Raw genomic sequence first — 22230 nt, forward strand, 5'->3', positions numbered from 1 at the left:
TCGTGCGACTGCGTTCGTCCGTCTGGCCGTACGTCGCCTCGATCGCGGCACTGCTGGTCTTGTGGGAGATCGCCGCCAGTCTTGCCGCCAGCCGCGTGCTGCCGCCGCCGATGACCGTGCTGCGCGTCCTGCAGCGCGACATCGCCGACGGCACATTGCCGTACCATCTCGTCGTGACCCTGGCCCGCGTCGCGGTCAGCTTTTTTCTCGCCCTGCTGATCGGCAGCGCGATCGGCATCGTCATGGGCCGGTCGGTGCTGCTCGATCGTCTGGGCGATGCCTGGCTGATCGTCTTTCTGAACCTGCCGGCACTGGTCACCATCGTGCTCTGCTACGTATGGTTCGGCCTCACCGAGGCGGCGGCGGTCCTGGCGGTGACGGTCAACAAAATCCCCAATGTCGTTGTCACCGTGCGCGAGGGGGCCCGCGCGCTCAGCCGCGATCTGCTCGAGATGGCGCAGGTGTTTCAGTTCGGCCGCTACAAGACGTTGCGCCACGTGGTCCTGCCGGCGCTGGGGCCGTTCATCATCGCCGCCGCCCGCTCGGGCCTGGCCATTGTCTGGAAAATCGTCCTGGTCGTCGAGTTGCTGGGCCGCAGCAGCGGCATCGGCTTCCAGATCGGCCTGTTCTTCCAGTTGTTCGACGTCGCAGCCATCCTTGCCTACACGATCGCGTTCGTCGCCGTGATCCAGATCCTCGAACTGGGCGTCCTGCAGCCGTTGGAACGCCGCGCCAGCCGGTGGCGGCGATGACGGTGCTGGCGGTGGACATCCAGGAGAAGCGCTACCCGGCCGTCGGTCGCGCCGGCGCGAACCTGGCCCTGAAGGATCTTCGTTTCGAGGTGGCGCGCGGTGAACTGGTGTGTGTCGTGGGGCCATCGGGTTGCGGCAAGACCACACTGCTCAACATCATTGCCGGCCTGGATCGCGCCTTTGCCGGTCACCTGACGCAACCGCCATCAGCCGGCGGCCGCCCCCAGATCGGCTACGTCTTCCAGAACGCACGCCTGCTGCCCTGGCGCACCGTTCTGGAAAACATCGAGCTTGTGATGCCGCCCGGCGAGGGACGCCGGCAGCGGATCCTCGATCTGCTGGCCGTGACCGGACTGGGCGACGTGGCGCACGTCTATCCCGAGCGCCTGTCTGTCGGCATGGCGCGGCGCGTCGCCCTGGCGCGCGCCTTCGCCATCGATCCGCATCTGCTGCTGCTCGACGAGCCCTTCGTGTCGCTCGATGAACCGACGGCGCAACGCCTGCGCGCGTTGCTGGTTGAGATTTGGCGGCGACAACCGACGACGGTTCTGTTCGTGACGCATGATCTGCGCGAGGCCATCCTGCTCGCCGATCGCATCCTGGTGTTGTCGCCGCCGCCGGCGCGTGTCGCGGCGAGCATTCCCGTCACGCTGCCGCGTGAGACGCGCCATGCCGATGCAGCGCTGGAGGCGCTGCGCCAGCGGCTGCTGCGCGAGTTTGGTGAGTCCTTCGGATCGCTCTGACTATCAGGGATTGTATTAGCGAGCGGTCAGTCTCACTGAGTGCAACAGCAAAAAGATATCATCTACTTCGGGGCGACAAATAATTATCCCACGTGTGCAAGCTGTTCCTGTTGACGGCGGAATGCGCCGGATGATTACGTGTACGAAAGCGCTTTCAACTCAATGGTCTGAGTAGGACATCAGGGGCTTGCAGACAGTGGTCGAAGCCTTGGCCTGGAGCCAAACAATAGAGGGCGCGTATGGGAGAGGAAGGACCCAAGACCGTCAACGACGGCCCGGGGAACGCGGCGTGCGGCTGCGTATCGCGTTGCGTTGCATCCGACGGGGATGGCCCACAGTCTGCTGACCGTCGCGCCGTTTTGGCGGGTGCCCTGGCAAGTGGCGTGGCTTTGGCGGTTCCGGCGTCTGCACTGGCGGCGGATCCGAAGATGACGCGGCCACAGGCCGGTGATGTCTTCGTGTTCGCGACAGGCGACAAGGCCCGTTCGGTCATCGGGGACGCCGATCTTGCCGTCGGCGCGCCGCCCGTATTGGCCTGGCCGATGGACCCGCAAAGCAAGGTCATTCGCGACGGCTCGCGGCTCAATCAGGTTCTGCTCGTGCGTCTGGATACGGCGAAGCTGGATGAGACGACGAAGTCACGAGCGACCGAGGGTGGTTTCGTAGCGTACTCGGCATCATGCACGCACGCACTGTGTCCGGTGACGGGTTGGCACGCCGACAAGCGCATCTTCCACTGCCCGTGCCACAACTCTGAGTTTGATCCCAGTATCGGCGCCAAGGTGGTCTTCGGGCCGGCGCCGCGGCCGTTGCCGGCGCTGCCGTTGAAGACGGTCGATGGCGCGCCAGTGGCGGCTCAGGGTTTTACCGGAAAGGTGGGTGCTGGTTCGGCCTGATCTCGGGGGAGACACGGCCGCTGACATTTCGGAAGTTTCAATGCGGAGGGAGGAAAGCCGTGAAGGAAGCGCACATCCGTTGGCTTGGCCTGGCCATCTCAGGCTTGATGCTGGCGCCCGTGGCGGCGTCAGCGCAGGGCGTGAAGAACTACGCGCCGGTGACTCAGGAGCGGTTGACCAATCCGGAGCCCGGGAACTGGCTGCAGTATCGCCGGACCTATGACGGCATGAACTACAGCCCGCTGGACAAGATCAACACGACCAACGTCAAGAACCTCGTGCCGGTGTGGACCTTCTCGACCGGCGTCAACGAGGGACACCAGGCGCCGCCCATGGTGAACAACGGCGTGATGTTTATCACCACGCCGCAGGCGCAGGTGCTGGCGCTGGACGCCAAGACCGGCGACCTGCTGTGGCGTTACAAGCGCCAGCTGCCCGAGGATCTGTTCCAGCTGCATCCGACCAATCGTGGCGTCGGCATGTGGCAGGACATGCTCTTCCTGGCGACGGTCGATCATTTCCTGGTCGCGCTCGATGCCAAGACCGGCAAGGAACTCTGGGCCAAGCCGGTCGGCGACTACAAGAAGGGTTACTATCTGACCCTGGCGCCGCAGGTCATCAATGGCAAGATCATCATCGGCACGTCGGGCGGCGAGTTCGGGGTCCGCGGCTATATCGCGGCCTACGACGCCAAGACCGGCAACCAGCTGTGGCGTACCTACACGATCCCGGGCCCCGGTGAGCCGGGCCACGACACGTGGAAGGGCGACGACTGGAAGACCGGCGGTGGCTCGGCGTGGATGACGGGCAACTATGATCCCGCCACCAACACGGCCTACTGGGGCATCGGCAATGCCGCGCCCTGGCCCGGCGATGCGCATCCCGGCGACAACCTTTACACCACGTCGGTGCTCGCGCTCGATCCCGACACCGGCAAGATCAAGCATCACCACCAGTACCATCACAACGACTCGTGGGACTGGGATGAGGTCGACCCGCCGATCCTGATGGACGTCCAGCGGGGCGGGCGCAGCGTCAAGGCGCTGGTCCATCCCGGCCGCAACGGCTATCTGTGGACGCTCGAGCGGACCCCGGAGGGGATCGGCTTCGTGTCCGGCGTCCCGTATGTCCATCAGGACGTGTTCGCCAGCCTCGATCCCAAGACCGGGCGGCCGACGTACAACGACAAGACCGTGCCGAAGGTCGGCAAGGATGTCACGTTCTGTCCGTCGCTGTGGGGTGGCAAGGATTGGGCATCGGCAACGTACAGCCCGAAGACCAAGCTGCTCTACATTCCGGCCAACGACAACATCTGCGGCCGCCTGGTCGGCGAGAAAAAGCCGATCGTCGAAGGCCAGCTGTGGCTGGGGGCCGAACTCGAGAAGCTCGACCTCAGCATGCGGGACAAGAAGGTCCCGGAATACATGGGCGAACTGCAAGCCTGGGACATGAACGGCAACAAGAAGGTGTGGTCGTACAAGTTCCCGACCCAGCTGTTTGCCTCGGCAATGGCCACGGCCGGTGACCTCGTCTTCGTCGGCGGCACCAGCGACCGCTACTTCCGGGCCTTCAGCGCCCAGACCGGCGAGCTGCTATGGCAGCATCGCACCAACTCCGGCATCAGCGGCGGGCCGACGGCCTTTGAGGTCGACGGGACCCAGTACATCGCCGTTCAGTCGGGCTGGGGCGTCGATGCCCAGCGTATTCAGGACTCCTTGACGAAGCTCGGGATTCCCGGCGTCAATCCGGACGTGCCGCAGGGCGGCGTCGTCTGGGTGTTCGCGGTGAAGTGAAGACAGGTCGACCCGAAGCAGGCTAGCCTGCGGCTGGCCTGCGACGACCGGCAAGCCGGCACGACCGGCTTGTGCATGCATCACGGGGCCGGGCAGCGGAACCCGGCCTATCTGATCGATAGGGAGGAAGCGCCATGGTCAAGCTGCGCGTTAATGGACAGGAGCGGACCTTCGATGGCGATCCATCGATGCCGCTGCTGTGGTACCTGCGTGACGAACTGGCCCTGACCGGCACCAAGTTCGGTTGCGGCGAAGCCCTGTGCGGCGCCTGCACGGTCCATGTCGATGGCGTCGCGGTGCGCGCATGCATCACCGCCATGGCCGACACCGAAGGTCGCGCCGTCACGACGATCGAGGGTCTCGATCCCAACGGCAACCACCCGATGCAAAAGGCATGGCGCAACGCCGGTGTGCCGCAATGCGGCTACTGCCAGAGCGGCCAGATCATGCAGGCGGCGGCACTGCTGGCGGAAAAATCCAACCCCTCCGACGAGGACATCGATTCCGCGATGGCAGGCAACATCTGTCGTTGCGGCACGTATCAGCGCATCCGCACCGCCATCAAGGCGGCAGCCAAGGGAGCGTGACATGACCGCAAACATCGAGAATGTCAGCCGCCGCAAGCTGCTCCAGGGCGCGGTGGCACTGGGTGGACTGGTCGTGGCGGTCCGGCTGTTGCCGGTAAACCATGCCTTCGCCCAGGCGCCCAAGTACGGCGCTGACGGCATGCCGCACGGCACCGTGAATGACCCCAAAGTCTTCGTCTCGATCGACAAGGACGGCACGGTCGCCATCGTCTGCTCTCGCTCGGAGATGGGGCAGGGCGTGCGCACCGGCGTGCCGCTGATCCTGGCCGATGAGATGGAAGCCGACTGGACGCGCGTGCGCATCGTACAGGCGCCGGGCGACGAAAAGAAATACGGCAACCAGGATACCGACGGCTCGCGCAGCACGCGGCACTTCCTGAAGCCGATGCGCGAATGCGGTGCCGCCATGCGCATGATGCTGGAGGCCGCGGGCGCCAAGAAGCTGAACGTGCCGGTCGGCGAAGTCGAGGCGCGCAACCACGAGGTCGTGCACAAGACCTCCGGCCGCAAGGTCGGCTACGGTGACCTGGCCGCCGACGCGGCGGCGCTGCCCGTGCCCAAGGAACTCAAGCTGAAGGATCCTGCCGCCTTCCGCTACATCGGCAAGGACACGCCGATCGTCGATGCGTTCGACATGACGACCGGTCGGGCCAAGTATGGTCAGGACACGGTGCTGCCGGGCATGAAGTTCGCTGTCATTGCCCGTCCGCCGGTCTATGGCGGCAAGGTCAAGTCGGTCGACTCGACCGACGCCATGAAGGTTCCCGGCGTCGAAAAGATCGTGCAGATCGAAGGCACGCCACCACCCTCGACGTTCCAGCCGCTGGGTGGCGTGGCGGTGATCGCGCGCAACACCTATGCCGCCATGAAGGGCCGCGAGGCGCTCAAGATCGTCTGGGACGACGGACCCAACAAGGTCTACGAGTCCAAGGATTATCGCACCAAGCTCGAGGCCTCGGCGCGCAAGGAAGGCAAGGTGGTGCGCAACGAGGGCGACACCGACGGTGCGATGGCCAAGGCGGCCAAGAAGGTCGAGGCCGAGTACTACCTGCCGCACTTTGCCCATGCCACCATGGAGCCGCCAGCGGCGACCGCGCGGATCCAGGACGGCAAGTGCGAGATCTGGGCCTGCGTGCAAAGCCCGCAGGGCACGCGTGACACCGTCGCCAAGCGGCTGGGCTTGTCGGCCGACAACGTGACCGTCAACGTCACCCTGCTGGGCGGCGGCTTCGGTCGCAAGTCCAAGCCCGACTTCGCAGTCGAGGCGGCGCTGCTCTCACGCGAGATCGGCGGCGCCCCGGTCAAGGTGGTGTGGACCCGCACCGACGACCTCCACCATGGCTACTACCACACCGTCTCGGTCGAGCGCATCGAGGCCGGGCTCGATGCCGCGGGGAAACCCGTGGCATGGAAGCATCGCACCGTGGCGCCCAGCATCGCCTCGATCTTCGCGCCCAACGTGAAGCACGAGGCCGCCTTCGAGCTCAGCATGGGCGCCGTCGACATGCCGTTTGCGATCCCCAACATCCGGGTCGAGAACGGCGAGGCGGAAGCCCATACGCGCATCGGCTGGTTCCGTTCCGTGTCCAACATTCCGCACGCGTTTGCGGTGCAGTCCTTCGCGGCCGAGATGGCGCATGCCGCCGGCAAGGACCCGAAGGACTACCTGCTGGAACTGATCGGCCCGGCACGCCTGGTCGACCAGGCCAAGGCCGGTGTCGGCTGGAACTACGGCGAGGATCCCACCCTCTACCCGATCGATACGGCGCGTCTGCGGCGTGTGGTCGAACTGGTCGCCGAGAAGGGGGAGTGGGGCCGCAAGCTGCCGCCACGGCATGGCCTGGGCATCGCCGTGCACCGCAGCTTCGTGAGCTATGTCGCCGCCGTGGTCGAGGCCGCGGTCGACGAGAAGGGCAACCTGACGGTGCCGCGGGTCGATATCGCCATCGACTGCGGTTTCTTCGTCAACCCGGAACGTGTCCGCTCTCAGCTTGAAGGCGCCTGCGTCATGGGCATGAGCCTGGCGCTCAAGAGCGAGATCACGTTCAAGGACGGACGTGTCGTGCAGAACAACTTCGACACGTTCGAAGTGGCGCGCATCAACGAGTCGCCGCGCGATACGCGCGTGCACATCGTACCCGGCAACATCGCCCTGCCGCCCGGCGGCGTCGGCGAGCCGGGCGTGCCGCCCTTCGCACCGGCGCTGTGCAATGCGATCTTTGCCGCCACGGGCAAGCGCATCCGCCAACTGCCGATCCGCGATCAGCTCTCGACGTAAGCGGGGAGCGCGGGCCTCCGGCCCGCTCGTGACACGAACAGGGGCGCCGGCTTCATGCCGGCGCCTCCGTCTTTCCTGGCTGCAAGCCCTGTCGTCTGTAAGCGGTGGAGTTGGACCAGCTGGCAATGGGCTGTCGATAGCTGAGACCGTATGGCAGGAAGCCGGCGTGGTGGTTGAAGCTGTAGCGGATGGCGTCGGCGATCTTCGAGCCCGTGGGAACCGATGCGCAGCTGAGTGTCATCGCCAACCGCCGGGCAACGGGCCTCTGCGCAACAATAAGAAGCTACCGCTGGAGTATTTTGAGGTTCGCCAGGGCCTGGACCAGTCTGTCACTGGCGTCGTCTGCTTGTCCTCGCCGACGCAGCACGCTCGCCTGGCGCATCGCCCACCGGACGTCGCGCAACCACGTCTCGTCGCGCCTGGCACTGCTGGCGTCGATCCAATCGATGACCTCGTTGGTGGTTCGCAGCCTGACCTCACCGCGCCGCCCGGGGACGACGACGGGAATCGAAAGAGGTAGCTCGGTCGGTCTGGCCAAGGTTTGCCTCGCCGCAGAGGGAATCCATGCCAAGAGTCGGGAATGACCATGCAAAGCCCAGGCCAGCCCGTAAACTGCTGCGTTGGGTCTCGTTGTGGATAAGTCGACCTCTAGCCGAATGTGAAGGCATAAGCGCGGACACCGGCGTCGGCGAACTCGATCTCGAAGGTTCGCTCCCCGATGGATCCGGATTGCCGCACGAGTTGATGCAGGCGTGGTTCCTGAACGATGCCCCATCCTTCGGCATCGATATCCGCACCGTGATCGGCCCGCGGTGGCGCGCCATCGATCTTGACGCGGAAGCGTATGGGCCGGCCCAGCGAGCCCATCACAAGGTGAAGGTCGCGCGCATGAAATCGATAGGTGATCCGACCCTCTGCTGCGTTCAATGCGACGAGATCGTCTTCCATCGTCCAAGCCCCGGAAAGAGCCCAGTGATTGAGAGGCAGGCGCGCCGGGATCGTATAGTTGCGGCTCTTGCCGACCGCTGCCCCGCCGGGAGACGAAAAATTGTCCGTCCGCTCATGGCCGACATAATTTTCAGGGCTCTTCAGATTGGCCCAGTCGGCGGCCGCTTCGGCGCCACGGCCAACGACGGAAGCCGCATCATAGGTGGCACCGCGCGCGCCGGCTTCGTCGAGCAGCCGCTGAATGACCGCCTCTGACTGCTCGTATCCACCTTCGCCGAACTGATGATGCCGGATGCGACCCTGCGCATCGACAACATAGAATGCCGGCCAGTACTGGTTTTCGAACGCGCGCCAGATCGCGTAGTCGCTGTCGATGGCGACCGGGTAGCCGATCTTCATGTCGTGAACGGCGCGCTGAACGTTTTCGATATCCTTTTCAAAGGCGAACTCAGGCGTATGGACGCCGACCACCACCAGCCCCCGATCCTTGTATTTATCGGCCCAGGCGCGGACGTAGGGATGCGCGCGCAGCCAGTTGATGCAGGTGTAGGTCCAGAACTGGACAAGGACGACCTTTCCGCGCAGATCGGCCGGCGTCAGCGGCGCGGTATTGATCCAGCCGGTTGCACCGGCGAGAGACGGCAGCCTGCCCTCAACCGGCAAGTCGCTCGGTTTCGTCCGTCCAGCCTGTGCGCGGGCGAACGTGTTCAGGCCGAGCGGGGTGGCGACCAGAGCTGCAGCAGCAGCGCCAATGAACAGGCGGCGACGGATCGGCACGGACGTCTCGACGGGGGGCATCGGAATTTCTTTCCTTCGGGATGTCGGGCGGCACGCAGATGGCGGGCGGTCCGTTGCCGGAGCAACGGGACCGCCGCCGTTGCGGCTCAGACCAGGCTGATGGTCACGTCGATGTTGCCCCGGATCGCCTTGGAGTAGGGGCAGATCTGGTGCGCGTCATCGACCACGGCTTGCGCCAGTTCACGTTCGATGCCAGGCACGCTGACGTTGAGGCGGGCGCGCAGGGAGTAAGCGCCGTCGGCGAGGTTCAGGTCCACCTCGGCGTCGATCGCAGTGTCCGCTGGAAGCGCGATCTTTCTCTTGCGGGCAGCAAGCGCCATCGCGCCTTCGAAACAAGCCGACCAGCCGGCCGCGAAAAGTTGCTCGGGGTTGGTGCCGACGCCCGGCGCGCCGGGGCTTGAGAGCTTGACGTCCAGCCGGCCGTCGCTGCTGCGCGAGGCGCCGTCGCGGCCGCCCGTTGTGCGGGTTTTCGCCGTGTACAGAACCTTCTCACGCGCTGTTGTCGTCGTGGTCATGGTGATTCTCCTCGTACGTCTGATGGCAGTCAGCGCAGCGTTTGCAATGCTGCGCACAACTCGGTCGTGGAACGTCGCGGTTGCCCGACACATCTAGGCGCAGACCGCGGCCAGAACCCGTTAGGCGTTGTGAGATCCCGTGAGCGGTTGTGGGCACCCTCCGCGGAGTCTAGTGCTGATGGGGCTTGGTCTGCGGGATCGTGAACGTCACCGTCTGCCGGCATGTCGCGCACGCGGGAAACAGGCGATGCTCCGAATTGACCAACTGGATGAGTATCTTGTGTTGGCCCGGCGGCAGCCCGACCACGTCGACTGTGTTGCTGTCGCTTGCATCCGCCCAATGCCAAGGCAGGTCATCGACGCTTACATGCAGATGCCCAATCCGCGGAGATACGGTGCGGGCACCCGCACCGAATACCGGCACAATGCGCACGTTCTCCACCCGATATTGGATTTGCACAATGCCCCGGGCCAGCTGATCCGGGAGCGGGGGATCCACGACCAGCTTGGGTTCGGGCTCGTTCTCGATGGCGTTGTACGGTGAGGGGCCGCGGATCTCCCGCGCGCTCTGAGCGAATGCGCTCGTGGCGAGCATGGCGCCGGCTGCTGCGATGGTGGCAAGTGTCCTGATGAGCGTTGTCATGTGCCTTCTCTCCTCGGGAGATGGATCGGGGCCGCTGTTCCTGAACGCGTCTGAAGCCTGATGCCCAGGAGTCTAGACAGAGGTCGTGGGAAACGCCCGTTATGGGTTGTGAGACGCTGTTAGCGGGCGCGAAGGGGATCAGTCTCGGCCCAGGGCAAACGCGCGCGAGCCGCATCGCGGCGATGTCGGTCGTCGATCTGGGGGTGCGGCAACCCGCCATGTCACCGGCTCACGCCATGAGCTAGAGTGCCGCCCGTTTCACGCTGCGGAGGAGGAGGGCAACGCGATGGCTGGGCCGTCGGCGCAGGCCGGAGATATCATTTCGTTCGGCCCGTTCAGCTTGTCTGCGAGTAGCCGGCTTCTGATGAAAGGTGGCGCCCCGGTTGAATTAGGTGCGCGCACGCTCGACATCCTGATCGCGCTTGCGTCGCGTCCCAACGAAGCCATCAACAAGCGGGATTTGTTGGCTCAGGTTTGGCCGGATGTCACAGTGGAAGAAAGCAGCCTGCGCTTTCATATGGCACGCCTGCGCAAGGCACTCGGCGATGGCAAAGACGGCGCGCGCTACATCACCACTCTCGCGGGCCGCGGTTACTGTTTCGTTGCACCTGTCTTACGATCCAGCCACCCGGTCACCGCGCCTGCCGCCGATACGATCCATCTTCCACACGCAAATCTGCCGGGCCGGCTGGCCCGCATGGTTGGGCGCGCCGACGACGTTCTGGCGATCTCCAAACTCCTGGCCGCGCAGCGGTTCGTCACGATCGTCGGCAGCGGTGGCGTGGGCAAGACCACTGTTGCAGTCGCCGTCGCGCACGATCTGATTGATGCCTTCGGCGGTGCGGTTCTCTTCGTCGATCTGGGTACATTGATCGCTGCCGATCTAACGGTCACGGCGGTGGCGTCCATGCTGGGGCTGCCGGTCCGGTCCGACGACGCGACGCCCAGTCTAGTCCGTCACCTGCGGGACAAGCGGATCCTGCTGATCCTCGATACCTGCGAACACGTCATCGACACGGTGGCGCCGCTCGCGGCCCGCATCTTCGCCGCGGCACCGCAAGTCCATATCCTGGCGACAAGCCGCGAGGCACTCAGGGTCGAGGGCGAGCACGTCTACAAGCTGGAGCCGCTGGCCTGCCCGCCGGACGATCCGGCGCTTGCGGCGGAGGTGGTACGCGCGTTTCCGGCAGTGCAGGTTTTCATGGAGCGCGCTGCAGCGGGTGGCGCCCGGCTTACCTTCAATGATGCGGACGCGTCGGTCGTGGCGGACATCTGCCGCAAGCTTGATGGCGTAGCGTTGGCGATCGAACTGGCCGCGGGCCGGGTGGGTGCTTATGGCCTGCAGCAGACGGCAGCCCTTCTCGATCAGCGCCTGACCCGGCTGTGGCCCGGGCAGCGCACCGCCCCGCCGCGCCAGAAGACCCTGCAGGCCACGCTCGACTGGAGCTACGCGCTGCTGTCCGACGTGGAAAGCAAGGTGCTTCGCCGTCTGGCCGTCTTCGTCGGGCACTTCACGATGGATGCAGCGCTTGCGGTCGTGACAAGCGACAGCATCCATGAGTCCGTCGTCTTTGGTGCCATTGACAGCCTCGTCGCCAAGTCGATGCTCGCAACACGCCCTGCCGGGGCGATGATGCGCTATCGGCTTCTGGATGCGACGCGTGCCTACGCTCTCGATATTGGCATTGCCGGCGCCGAATTGGCCGACCTGGCGGTGCGCCATGCGACCTACTACAGGGATTGGCTGAAACAGATCGGTGGTACGGCCCCGGCGCTGTCGGCGGCGGCGGAACGGATGCCACTCCTGGCCAACCTCAATAACGTCCGGGCGGCGCTGGAGTGGTGCTTCGGCGCGAACGGCAACACCGGCATCGGTCTTGAACTCGCCGCCGCGGCCGCGCCCGTGTTCCTGGCAATGTCGCTGCTCCCTGAGTGTCAACGTTGGTCCGAGCGGGCGATCGAGGCATTGACCGACACCACACGTGGCGGCACCGAGGAGATGCGCCTGCAGTCCGCGCTGGGCATGTCGCTGATGTTCATTCATGCCAGCAGCGAGAAGGCGCAGCAGGCCCTGGACCGCGGCCTCGCCATCGCCGAGGACCACGGCGATGCCCTCCATCGGCTGCAGGTCCTGGGTCCGCTGCACATGTTTCACCTGCGCATCGGACACTTCAAGGACGCCTTGCACTACGCGCAGCAGGGCGTGGCCGCTGCCAAGGCCCTCGACGATCCGGCGGCCCGCACATTGGCCCACGCTCTTGCCGGGATTTCACTGCACGTCATCGGCGATCTCGGCGCGGCTCGGGTTGAACTTGAGACGGCGCTGCGGCACAGCCGGGACTCGCAGGGAACGCGGGCGATTTATCTCGGTTTCGACGGCCAGACGCTGGCCAGCATTGTCCTGGCCCGGAACCTGTGGCTGCAGGGCAGCGCCGCCCAGGCGCACGAACTCTTGCACCAGGCGGTCAAGGATGCGGAGCGGAGAAATCACCCCGTTACGTTGGCGATCGCACTGATCTATGCCATTTCGACCCTGTTCTGGACCGGCGACCTCGACGGTGCGGAGAAGCACGTCGAGCGGTTTGTTGCCCATGCCCAACGACACTCCCTGGCGCCTTATCTCGCCGTTGGACAAGGCTTCAAAGGCAGGCTGGAATTGCTGCGCGGCGATGCGAAAGGTGGGGTGGAAAGCCTGCAGTCCTGCCTGATGCAATTCCATGCGGCTCGGTATGAACTGCTGACCACGCCGTTCAGCGCAACGCTCGCCGAGGGGCTTGCGGCCCTCGGTCGGCAGGCCGAAGCCATGGCGGTTATGGACGAGGCCATCACGCTGTGCGAGACGGGCGGTGATCTTGTCTATATGCCCGACCTGCTGCGCGTGAAGGGGCGCCTTCTGCTTGCCAGCATGCCGAGCGGCGAGGGTGCGGAGCAGTGCTTCAGGGAGTCACTGGAATGGAGCCGCCGTCAGGGAGCGCCGGCATGGGAATTGCGCACCGCAGTCGACTATGCGGCGCTGTTGTCCGATCGGGGAGATGCCGACAGAGCCCGGGCGCTTCTGCGGCCGGTATTCGAGCCATTCGCGGAGGGCTTGGATACGGCAGATGCGCGATCTGCCGCGCGCCTATTGGCGAGCTTGGGGTAGTCCGGCTTGCCGGAGGCGCGCTAACGACGCCCAACAACACCTAACAACGCATAACGGGCGCTTCGCCGGCCGGAGCGTCAGTCTCTCTCCAGCAAGGAGAGAGTAATGAGACATACGATCATCGCCGGTGTCACACTGGCACTTTGCGTCCTGGCGGCGACACCGTCGACGGCAGTGACCATTATATCGTCTGAGGGCGTCGAGAGTCGCTACAGCCGCTCTGACTACGTGACCGAGGCCGACGGCAAGCCGCTCCCGGTTATCGTGCGGGGCGTACCGTTTACCGGCATGACCCAGTCGTCGTTCGACGTGGCGCTGATAAACGTTCTGAGCGCGACCCGGCAACCGCAGCCGGCCACACGGTTCACCGTCCACCCCATCGGCGGAGATGGCGGGTCTCCATACCGTCTCGTGATGGTATTCGGGCCGTCGGACGGGTTGGCGTTTGAAACGCAATGCGGAGCACCGGATACGGCTCGGTTCGGCACAATGCCTGCTGGTCAGGTGAAGGTATCGGTTGCCTTGTGCCGGCACGGAAAGGTGCTGAGTCACGCGATCGCGTCCGCGATGGCGGCCGATGTCGACGATCCAGCTTTCCGGATGCTGTTCGCCGAATTGTTCCTGGCGTTGTTCCCAATCGATAGCCCGTATCTCGGCAATGGCGCCTGACAGTGTCGGCTGCGTGAATCGATACAGGCGCTCACAACACCTCACAACACCTAACGGGCGATTCGCCGGCTGCCGCGCCACTGTCTTCCCGGCGAGCAGGCCGTATCGATCGGCCACGACAGCAAGGAGACGAAGCGATGCGTACGACCGAAACCACCGAACCGATCGATCATGATCGTCGTCGGCTTCTAGGCACCCTCGCTATGGGTGTCGCCGTCGCCGGTGCCACCGGCATGATTCCGGTACGTCCGGGTATCGCGGCGGGTGGCGACGCCATCCGCGCCTTCCGCGTCGATGTTCCGGAGGCGGCGCTGGCCGATCTGCATCGGCGCCTGGCGGCGACCCGGTGGCCGGATCGCGAGACTGTCACCGATCAGTCCCAGGGTGTGCGGCTGGAGAAACTCCAGGCGCTCGTCCGCTATTGGGAGAAGGGGTACGACTGGCGCAAGATCGAGGCAAAGCTCAACGCGTTGCCGCAGTTCGTGACCGAGATCGACGGGCTGGACATTCATTTCATCCACGTCCGCTCGCGTCATGCGAACGCCTTGCCGATCATCATCACCCACGGTTGGCCGGGATCGATCCTGGAGCTCCTGAAGGTTATCGGTCCGCTCACCGATCCCACGGCCCACGGCGGTCGCGCGGAGGATGCGTTCCATGTCGTCCTGCCGTCGATGCCCGGCTACGGCTTCTCGGACAGACCGCAGGGTACCGGCTGGGGCCCGGACCGCATGGGGCGTGCCTGGGATGTTCTCATGAAGCGCCTGGGGTATGACCGCTATGTGTCCCAAGGCGGCGACTGGGGTTCGGTCGTCTCGGATGTGATGGCACGCCAGGCGCCGGCAGGGCTGCTCGGTATCCACGTCAACATGCCCCCGACCGTGCCTGGCGATCTCATGAAGGCAATCCTGGCCGGTGATGCGGCGCCAGCCGGCCTGTCGGCAAAGGAGAAGACGGCCTTCGAGTCGCTGAGCACGTTCTTCGCGAAGAACGCCGGTTACGGCGTCATGATGGTGACCCGCCCGCAGACTGTGGGCTATGGGCTGTCGGACTCGCCGGTCGCTCTCGCGGCCTGGATGTACGACAAGTTCGCACAGTGGACGTACAGCGGCGGCGAGCCGGAGCGCTCTCTGACCCGGGATGAAATGCTGGACGACATCACGCTCTACTGGCTGACCAACAGCGCGGTCTCGTCGGCACGGCTCTACTGGGAAAACAACAACAACAATTTCAGCGCCGAGGCGCAGAAGACGGCGGAGATCACCATCCCGGTCGCGGTGACGGTGTTCCCCGGCGAAATCTACCAGGCCCCCAGGAGCTGGACCGAGCGTGCCTACCGCAAGCTCATCTACTTCAACGAGGTCGACAAGGGTGGCCACTTCGCGGCCTGGGAGGAGCCGGAACTCTTCAGCGCCGAGCTGCGCGCCGCGTTCAGGCCCCTGCGCCAGTCGATCTGAGACCAGCGAACACAGGGCCTGCCGCGGCGAGCTGCGGCACGCCGCACCTTACCCAAGGACGGAGCTGACCATGTCTGATGTCAATTCACCCGAAGCGATCGACGGGCAACGACGCCGCCTGCTGCGTTCCGCCGCGTTCACCGTCGCGGCCGCGGGTTTCGGCGTGATCGGCGCCGCGCGGGCGCAGTCGCCAAAAACGGGCGCTACGTCGTTCACCGGGCTGAAACAGGTCGACGCCGGCGTCCTGAACGTCGGGTATGCCGAGGTCGGCCCGGCCGGCGGTCCGCCGGTTCTGCTGCTGCATGGTTGGCCGTACGACATTCACACCTATGCCGATGTCGCACCAATCCTCGCATCATCAGGCTATCGCGTGATCGTGCCGCACCTGCGCGGCTATGGCACCACGCGCTTCCTGTCGGATGCAGCCGTGCGCAACGGCCAGCCGTCGGCGCTCGCCGCCGACATCATCGCCCTGATGGACGCGCTCAAGATCGAGAAGGCGGTCGTCGCTGGCTGCGACTGGGGCGCGCGCACGGCCAACATCATGGCCGCGCTGTGGCCGGAGCGCGTCAAGGCCATGGTTTCGGTGAGTGGCTACCTGATCGGCAACCAGGAAGCTGGCAAGATGCCGTTGCCGCCGAAGGCCGAGCTGCAATGGTGGTACCAGTTCTATTTCGCCACCGAGCGCGGCCGCCTCGGCTACGAGAAGAACCGGCGAGACTTCGCCAAGCTGATCTGGCAGCTGGCCTCGCCGAAGTGGAACTTCGATGACGTCACCTTCGATCGCAGTGCGGCGGCGTTCGACAATCCGGATCATGTCGCGATCGTGATCCACAACTACCGCTGGCGGATCGGCCTCGCCGAGGGCGAGCCGAAATACGACGCGCTGGAAAAGCGGCTCGCCACGGCGCCCGCCATCACCGTGCCCACCATCACCCTCGAGGGCGACGCCAACGGCGCACCACACCCGGAACCGAGCGCCTATGCCAGTAAATTCTCGGGCAAGTACGCACACCGGAACCTCAGCGGCGGCATTGGGCACAATCTGCCTCAGGAGGCGCCTCAGGCCTTCGCTCAGGCTGTCGTGGACGTCGACAGGTTCTGAATCTGATCTTGAGGAACCTGATGATGAGATTGACCAGCCTCGCTCTCTCTGCGGCTGCCATGGCGTCGCTCATGCTTGTCGTGGCTCCGCAAGTCGACAGCCGTACGAACACGCAAAACCGGTCGCCGATTTACGGTGTGACGATTCCCGACGGATACCGGCAATGGCAGCTGATCGCCCCGGCTTTGGAGGCGGAACCTCTGGATGAGCTTCGGGCTGTCCTGGGAAACGCCGCGGCAGTCGACGCCTATCGCAAGGGGACGCTGCCGTTTCCGGACGGCAGCGTTCTCGTCAAGCTGGCCTGGAAGCAGAAGCCGTCGCCTGAGTTCGAACCCGCCACCGTTCCGGGGGCCGCCACCACCGTCCAGATCATGGTGAAGGACTCCAAGAAGTACGCGGCGACCGGCGGCTGGGGGTTCGGCCGCTTCATTGACGGCAAGCCAGTCGATGAGGCGCAGCACCAGACCTGCTTTGCCTGCCACCAGGCCCGCGTGAAGGGCCATGACTTCGTCTTCACGCGTTGGGCACCGTAGCGGTCCGACGCGCTTCACAGGAGGGGACCCCACCATGTCTTCGACCGCGACGCGACTCTGGTTCGGCTTCCTGGCCGGGTTTCTCTCCCACCTGATCTTCCAGGGCGGGTTCGGCGGCATTCTCTACGCCGCGCATCTGCTGCCGACCCTGCCGTGGAGCCTCGCATCCGTGCCGCCCCTGGGCGTGCCGAAGAGCCTGTCGCTGGGCTTCTGGGCAGGGCTCTGGGGGTTGCTCTACGCCGTCCTCGAGCGGCGGCTGACGGTGCTTCATGCGTGGTGGTCGGGCGGCCTCGTTTTCGGCGTCGCGCTGCCGCTGGTGGCGTACTGGTTCATCGTTCTGCCGCTGAAGGGGGCCGGCATCGGTGGCGGCTTCCATCTCGCGATGGTGCCGATCGAGGTCGGTTTTCACGCGGTCTTCGGCATCGGCGTGGCGATCCTCTTTCGCTTCGGCCTCGCGCTCGTCCGGCGGTGGGGCAGGGCCCAATCGGAGATGCTTCGCGGATGATCGCGATGCGACAGGAGGGGAGGGTGTCTCGCCCATCCAGGCGCCGCCGCCGTCGCCTCACTGATTGGACCGCACGAGGGTTTCACTACCTTCGCGAAGATGCTTCGCGAGCCACATGACGGCTCGCGCGACATCGCGCTTTCTGCATGCCGCCAGGAGCTTGCGATGCTCTGACTGGGATCGGGCGCGATAGTCGAGGTTTGACAACAGGACGCGAACATAGCGATCGGCCGCATTGTGCTGTGCCTCGATCAGCCCGAGCAGGCGCGCATTACCACAGGCACCATAGAGTGTGAGGTGGAATGCGCGATTGAGCGTACCCCATCGCCCGACATCCGGCTCGACATCGATCTTGTCGAGAATGGCGCTCGCCTCGGTCAGCTGCGCTTCCGTCAGTTTCGGGCAGGAAAGCTTTAGCGCCTCGACCTCGAGAAGCTCCCTCACGGCATAGATTTCACTGATTTCGGCGCTGTCCATGCCGGCGACGAACGCCCCGCGCGTCGGGTGGATGGATACAATGCCTTCGGCCTCAAGCTGGCGCAGCGCATCACGGATCGGCATGCGGCTGAACCCGAAGCGGGCCGCAAGCTCGTCCTGCCGTAAAACGGTCCCCGCCTTCAGCGAGCCCTTGGCGATCGCTTCCCGAAGAATGCCGGCGACCCGCTCCGCCACCGTCTGCGGTCGCTCCATCGCGGCCCCTGAGAGCCCAGCCAACCGGTCCATCCGAACTCCTATCGCGACCTGCCTTCGTCTCCTACCAGAAGTCCCCTTGCTGCACACAGGTATTCTCGTATACGAGTATGCAAAGGGAAAGCGGCCGGCCATTCAAGCCAACCGGGTCGGACCAGCGAAAACATGGAGAGACGCATGACCAGGTCAGCGAGCCGGCCAGGCGGAAGACCATCCGAAGCGATCGTCATTGGCGGCGGCATTGCCGGATGTACGCTGGCCTACGAACTTGCTGTCCGTGGCGTCAAAGTCGTGCTCGTGGAGCAGAACGCGATCGCCGCCGAATCGTCGGGACGGAACACCGGAACGCTGCTGAGCGGACCTCAGAGAGAGGTTGTCGAATTGCTCGACGCCTGTGCCGAAATCTATGCCGAGCTTGCCCAGGGACCGGTCCCGTTCGAGTTCGGCCGGATCGGCCATCTTCTCATTTCGCAGGATGAGACAGATTTTGCGCAGGCATCCCGGGTTGCCGATCGCTACAGATCAGCCGGAGTCGCGATGGAAGAAGTCAGCGGACGTGACCTCGCGCGCGACTCGCCGCACCTCGGTTTCAGGGTAGCGGGGGGCTACTTCGTCGAGCGGGCATGGACACTGGAGCCGATGGGCGCAACACACGCCTTTGTCCACGCGGCCCGCGCGGCGGGGGCCCGGATCGCAACGGGCGTGCGCGTCGCGCAGATCGTCTCGCGCGGCGGCAAGGTCGAAGGCGTTCTGACCGATCAGGGCATCATGTCTGCCGACATGGTCTTCATCGCCAACGGATTGTGGCTGACAGAGCTGCTGCGTCGAACCGTCGGCGACGGTCCGCTGCCGGGCCTGCCGTTCACCGCCGGCAGAGGGTGGTTGATCCAGCTCGGCAAGCTCGATGTCGCCTTGCCCTGGATCGTCGAGGAACTGACCTGGCCGGACCAGGAGGAGCTCGGACGCCGCATGTCGCTCGGCACGCTCGCCGATGTGGCCGCGCAGCGCGATGACCAGCCGGCAGTCGAAGCTATCTGCCTCAATCCGATGCGCGGGGGTGACGCGCGGCTCGGCGCTTCGGTTCAGCCCGCCTTCCGTGACCTCGTTCGCAACACCGACATGCCCAGCCGCATCGCCGCGCGCGCCCTGCGCATGATGACGGGCCTGGGTTCGTTGAGCGTGAAGAACGTCTATCCCGGCAACAGGCCGATGCTCTCCGACGGAATGCCGGTGGCCGGGCGAACACCGATACAGGGGCTCTTTCTGCACGGCGGCATGGGCTCGATCGGCATGCATGCCGCGCCGGCCACGGCGCGATGGCTCGCCGACGCTGTCATGTCCGGTGACGGCAATCCCAAGCAGGATTGGCTACTGCCCACCCGGTTCCCTGGCTGGCGCTGATCAGCCCGGTGCGCCACGCCGCTCCATCAGGCCGCGCGCCGGGTCGTAACCCACGATGGCGCAGGCGAGGAACAGCACGAGATAGCCGGCCAGGCCCAGGCAGGCCGTCAGGTCGAACTGGCAGTAGAGCGCGAAGCGGATCAGCTCGACCGCCTGGGTGAAGGGGTTGAGGGCGCAGATGTCGGCCAACCACGGGCTTGCCTCGCGCACCCGCCAGAGCGGGTAGAGCGCCGACGAGGCAAAGAACATCGGGAAGATGACGAAGTTCATCACGCCCGCGAAGTTCTCCAGCTGCTTGATGAACGAGGACAGCAGCAGACCGAGCGCGCCCAGCATCAGGCCGGACAGGATCAGCGCCGGTAATACCGCCAGGTAGCCCAGCGGCGGCGGTTCGACGCCCCACAGCCAGGCGATGGCCAGGAACACGTAGGCCTGCAGCACCGACACGGTGACTCCGGCGAGCAGCTTGCAGACCAGCAGGTACCAGCGCGGCAGCGGGCTGATCAGCAGCGTCTTCATGCTGCCCATCTCGCGGTCGTAGACGATCGACAGCGAACTCTGCATGCCGTTGAAGAGCTGGATCATCGCCACCAGCCCAGGCACAATATAGACCTCATACAGCACGTACGTGTCGTAGGGCGGCATGATCGAGACGCCCAGTACGGCGCGGAAGCCGGCGGCGAAGATGAACAGCCAGACCAGTGGCCGTACCAGCGCAGAGATGAAGCGCTCGCGCTGATGCACGAAGCGCAAGCCCTCGCGGACAATGATGCCCCGCAGGCAGTGGACGTAGGCGGCGATCATGAGTGATGGTCCCCCATGCCGGGTTACTTCAGGACGCCGGAGTTGCTGATGACGGGTCGGACCGCGCCGCTCCAGCGGCGCTCTTCTCGACATAAGACCATGAGCGCCGCTGGAGCGGCGCGGTCCCAGCCTTCACCAGGACCGCCATTCACCGCAACGGCAACCGCAAGGTTCTTCGCTGCGCTCACGACGACAACGGTGCGCACCCCGCGACTCATGCGGAACCACGCGGGCTGCCCGCAGCGGGTCCGGTCATGCGGGTGAAGGCATCGCGAATGTTGTCGGCGCCGGCCTGGCGCACCACGTCCTCGACCGGGCCGTCGGCCAGCACGCGGCCACGGTGCAGGATGACGACCTGATCGCCGGCAGTGATCTCGTCGATCAGATGCGTGGCCCACAGCAGGCCGATACCCTGTTCGCGGCACAGCTGACGGGCATGATCGACGATGTCCTGGCGGCTGCCAATATCGAGGCCGACCGTGGGCTCGTCCAGCAGCAGCAGGCGTGGTCGATGAATCAGCGCGCGGGCGATCTCGACGCGGCGGATCTGGCCGCCGCTCAGGGTGCGGACTTTCTGCTTGGCCTTGTCGATCAGGCCAGCCCGGGTCAGCTCCTGCTCGATGCGCGGCCGCGCCACGGACGGCGCGATGCCATGCAGCGCCGCATGGTAGTGCAGGTTCTGCAGCACGCTGAGATCGAGATCGAGCGTGCGCTGCTGGAAGACGACGCCCATCTGCGCCAGCGCCGCCGACGGATTCTGGCGGACATCGACGCCATAGATGCGGATAGCGCCGGTACGGTTGCTGTAAAGCCGCGTGATCAGCGAGAAGAGGGTGGTCTTGCCGGCGCCGTTCTGGCCCAGCAGGGCCGTGAAGCGGCCAGCAGGTACGGTGAAAGACACCTCGTCGAGCGCCTTGATCTTGCCGAACGCATGGCTCAGGCCAGCGACCGCCAGCGCCGGTGCGCCGTCAGGGGCATCACTCATCACGGCCGTACCGCGACGCCCCAGGGCGCCTGCCCAACAGTCACGGACTTGATCACCTTCAACGCCGGCACGTCGATCACGGAGATGTCGTTGCTGACGCCGTTCGTGGTGTAGAGGCGCGTTTCACCGGCGTTGAAGGCCAGCTGCCAGACGCGCTGGCCGACCAGCAGGTAGGTCTTCACCTCGAAGGTCTGGGCATCGATCACCGCGACCCGGTTGGCGGGCCCCAGCGCCACGAATGCCAGCTTGCCGTCGCGGCTGGTGCGCACGCCGACCGGCTGGATCTGGTCGCGCCGCACGCCGGCAATCTCGAAGGTGATGCGACGGATCACCTTGTGGGTAGCGACGTCGATGACGCTGACGCTGCTGCCGATCTCCGCTGTCGCCCAGACCTGCTTGCCGTCGGCCGTGAACGTAGCGGCGCGCGGCCGGTTGTCGACCAGCACGTTGCCGGCGATCTTGCGTGTTGCCGTATCGATGAAGTGCACCATGCTGGTGGTTTCCGACGTCACCACCACGGTCTTGCCATCGGGGCTGATCGCCATGCCCTCGGGCTCAACGCCGACCTTGACCGTGCCCAACACCATGGCCTTCGGAACATCGACGATGGTCACCAGATTGTCGTCCTCGTTGGCGACGTAGAGCGTATTGCCATCAGGGCTGAGCGCGAACTGCTCGGGATCATCGCCCGACGGCAGTTTGCGAACGACCTGCTGCTTGTCGACGTCGATGACCTGGACCGCGTGATCGTCGCTGACGCACACGTAGAGCCACTTGCCGTCCGGACTGAGCATGACGCCACGCGGACGCTTGCCGACAGGGATGGTCTTGGTGACCGCCAGGCTCTGCCCATCCACCACGCTGACACTGTTGCCCTTCTCGTTGGTGACGTAGATCGTCTCGGCTGCGGCCGGCGCGGCAAGCGCCAGCAGAATTGCCGCCGAGGCAGACAGCAGCCCCAATTTCATCGTTCGTTTCCCCCATAT

The 22230-nt window shown here is 65.2% G+C and carries 21 protein-coding genes; 13 read left to right on the forward strand and 8 right to left on the reverse strand.

Features of this window, described 5'->3' with window-relative positions:
* The first annotated feature begins 2 nt into the window (after positions 1-2).
* The 6 genes from FQU96_RS16200 (at position 3) to FQU96_RS16225 (ending at position 7049) form a co-directional block, all read left to right on the forward strand.
* Entirely contained in the window at positions 3-752 is a 750-nt protein-coding gene (locus FQU96_RS16200; RefSeq protein WP_255468372.1) for an ABC transporter permease, read from the forward strand.
* Positions 749-1495, forward strand: a complete 747-nt coding sequence (locus FQU96_RS16205; protein WP_146542344.1) for an ABC transporter ATP-binding protein — start codon at positions 749-751, stop codon at positions 1493-1495. The genes FQU96_RS16200 and FQU96_RS16205 overlap by 4 nt, the downstream gene beginning before the upstream one ends.
* Before the next feature lie 428 nt (positions 1496-1923).
* Positions 1924-2391, forward strand: coding sequence for a ubiquinol-cytochrome c reductase iron-sulfur subunit (locus tag FQU96_RS16210; RefSeq protein WP_178130543.1), 468 nt, complete (start codon positions 1924-1926; stop codon positions 2389-2391).
* 107 nt (positions 2392-2498) lie between these two features.
* Positions 2499-4184 carry a methanol/ethanol family PQQ-dependent dehydrogenase gene (locus tag FQU96_RS16215; protein WP_146542618.1) on the forward strand — a complete coding sequence of 562 codons (1686 nt, stop codon included), beginning with the start codon at positions 2499-2501 and terminating at the stop codon, positions 4182-4184.
* Between the two features lie 134 nt (positions 4185-4318).
* Positions 4319-4771 (forward strand): (2Fe-2S)-binding protein, encoded by a 453-nt coding sequence (locus FQU96_RS16220; RefSeq protein WP_146542346.1) that lies wholly within the window; start codon positions 4319-4321, stop codon positions 4769-4771.
* Position 4772: 1 nt separating this feature from the next.
* Complete coding sequence (locus FQU96_RS16225) at positions 4773-7049, forward strand: molybdopterin cofactor-binding domain-containing protein (RefSeq protein ID WP_146542347.1); 2277 nt, start codon at positions 4773-4775, stop codon at positions 7047-7049.
* A 283-nt stretch (positions 7050-7332) separates the two neighbouring features.
* Here FQU96_RS16225 and FQU96_RS16230 read toward each other — a convergent pair whose 3' ends face one another.
* The 4 genes from FQU96_RS16230 to FQU96_RS16245 all read right to left on the reverse strand — a co-directional run bounded on the left by FQU96_RS16230 (position 7333) and on the right by FQU96_RS16245 (position 9953).
* Positions 7333-7587 carry a hypothetical protein gene (locus FQU96_RS16230; RefSeq protein ID WP_146542348.1) on the reverse strand — a complete coding sequence of 85 codons (255 nt, stop codon included), beginning with the start codon at positions 7585-7587 and terminating at the stop codon, positions 7333-7335.
* 110 nt (positions 7588-7697) lie between these two features.
* The gene (locus tag FQU96_RS16235; protein ID WP_255468373.1) at positions 7698-8774 is read right to left on the reverse strand and encodes a thioredoxin family protein; all 1077 of its coding nucleotides are present in this window, start codon (positions 8772-8774) and stop codon (positions 7698-7700) included.
* A 107-nt stretch (positions 8775-8881) separates the two neighbouring features.
* Positions 8882-9310, reverse strand: a complete 429-nt coding sequence (locus tag FQU96_RS16240; protein ID WP_146542350.1) for an organic hydroperoxide resistance protein — start codon at positions 9308-9310, stop codon at positions 8882-8884.
* 169 nt (positions 9311-9479) lie between these two features.
* The gene (locus FQU96_RS16245) at positions 9480-9953 is read right to left on the reverse strand and encodes a DUF6130 family protein (protein WP_146542351.1); all 474 of its coding nucleotides are present in this window, start codon (positions 9951-9953) and stop codon (positions 9480-9482) included.
* Positions 9954-10239: 286 nt separating this feature from the next.
* On the opposite strand from FQU96_RS16245, the gene FQU96_RS16250 reads away from it, so the two are divergent.
* The 6 genes from FQU96_RS16250 (at position 10240) to FQU96_RS16275 (ending at position 17364) form a co-directional block, all read left to right on the forward strand.
* Positions 10240-13095, forward strand: a complete 2856-nt coding sequence (locus FQU96_RS16250) for a winged helix-turn-helix domain-containing protein (protein WP_146542352.1) — start codon at positions 10240-10242, stop codon at positions 13093-13095.
* A gap of 105 nt (positions 13096-13200) precedes the next feature.
* Positions 13201-13764: a hypothetical protein gene (locus FQU96_RS16255; protein ID WP_146542353.1), complete on the forward strand. Its 564-nt coding sequence runs from the start codon at positions 13201-13203 to the stop codon at positions 13762-13764.
* Between the two features lie 137 nt (positions 13765-13901).
* Positions 13902-15221 (forward strand): epoxide hydrolase family protein, encoded by a 1320-nt coding sequence (locus FQU96_RS16260; RefSeq protein ID WP_146542354.1) that lies wholly within the window; start codon positions 13902-13904, stop codon positions 15219-15221.
* Between the two features lie 70 nt (positions 15222-15291).
* Complete coding sequence (locus tag FQU96_RS16265) at positions 15292-16326, forward strand: alpha/beta fold hydrolase (protein ID WP_146542355.1); 1035 nt, start codon at positions 15292-15294, stop codon at positions 16324-16326.
* Positions 16327-16397: 71 nt separating this feature from the next.
* Positions 16398-16859 (forward strand): cytochrome P460 family protein, encoded by a 462-nt coding sequence (locus FQU96_RS16270; RefSeq protein ID WP_255468394.1) that lies wholly within the window; start codon positions 16398-16400, stop codon positions 16857-16859.
* 34 nt (positions 16860-16893) lie between these two features.
* Positions 16894-17364, forward strand: a complete 471-nt coding sequence (locus tag FQU96_RS16275; RefSeq protein ID WP_146542356.1) for a hypothetical protein — start codon at positions 16894-16896, stop codon at positions 17362-17364.
* 57 nt (positions 17365-17421) lie between these two features.
* Here the strand turns inward: FQU96_RS16275 and FQU96_RS16280 are convergent, their stop codons facing one another.
* On the reverse strand, positions 17422-18087 hold the full coding sequence (locus FQU96_RS16280) for a GntR family transcriptional regulator (RefSeq protein ID WP_255468374.1): 666 nt from the start codon (positions 18085-18087) through the stop codon (positions 17422-17424).
* A 132-nt stretch (positions 18088-18219) separates the two neighbouring features.
* On the opposite strand from FQU96_RS16280, the gene FQU96_RS16285 reads away from it, so the two are divergent.
* The gene (locus FQU96_RS16285; RefSeq protein WP_146542357.1) at positions 18220-19455 is read left to right on the forward strand and encodes an FAD-binding oxidoreductase; all 1236 of its coding nucleotides are present in this window, start codon (positions 18220-18222) and stop codon (positions 19453-19455) included.
* Here FQU96_RS16285 and FQU96_RS16290 read toward each other — a convergent pair whose 3' ends face one another.
* From FQU96_RS16290 to FQU96_RS16300, 3 genes are all read right to left on the reverse strand, one after another.
* On the reverse strand, positions 19456-20259 hold the full coding sequence (locus FQU96_RS16290; protein WP_146542358.1) for an ABC transporter permease: 804 nt from the start codon (positions 20257-20259) through the stop codon (positions 19456-19458).
* Positions 20260-20473: 214 nt separating this feature from the next.
* On the reverse strand, positions 20474-21244 hold the full coding sequence (locus FQU96_RS16295) for an ABC transporter ATP-binding protein (protein ID WP_146542359.1): 771 nt from the start codon (positions 21242-21244) through the stop codon (positions 20474-20476).
* Positions 21244-22212, reverse strand: coding sequence for a PQQ-dependent catabolism-associated beta-propeller protein (locus tag FQU96_RS16300; RefSeq protein WP_146542360.1), 969 nt, complete (start codon positions 22210-22212; stop codon positions 21244-21246). The genes FQU96_RS16295 and FQU96_RS16300 overlap by 1 nt, the downstream gene beginning before the upstream one ends.
* Positions 22213-22230 lie beyond the last annotated feature (18 nt).

This window comes from Reyranella sp. CPCC 100927 (assembly GCF_007859315.1).
Taxonomy (GTDB): domain Bacteria; phylum Pseudomonadota; class Alphaproteobacteria; order Reyranellales; family Reyranellaceae; genus Vineibacter.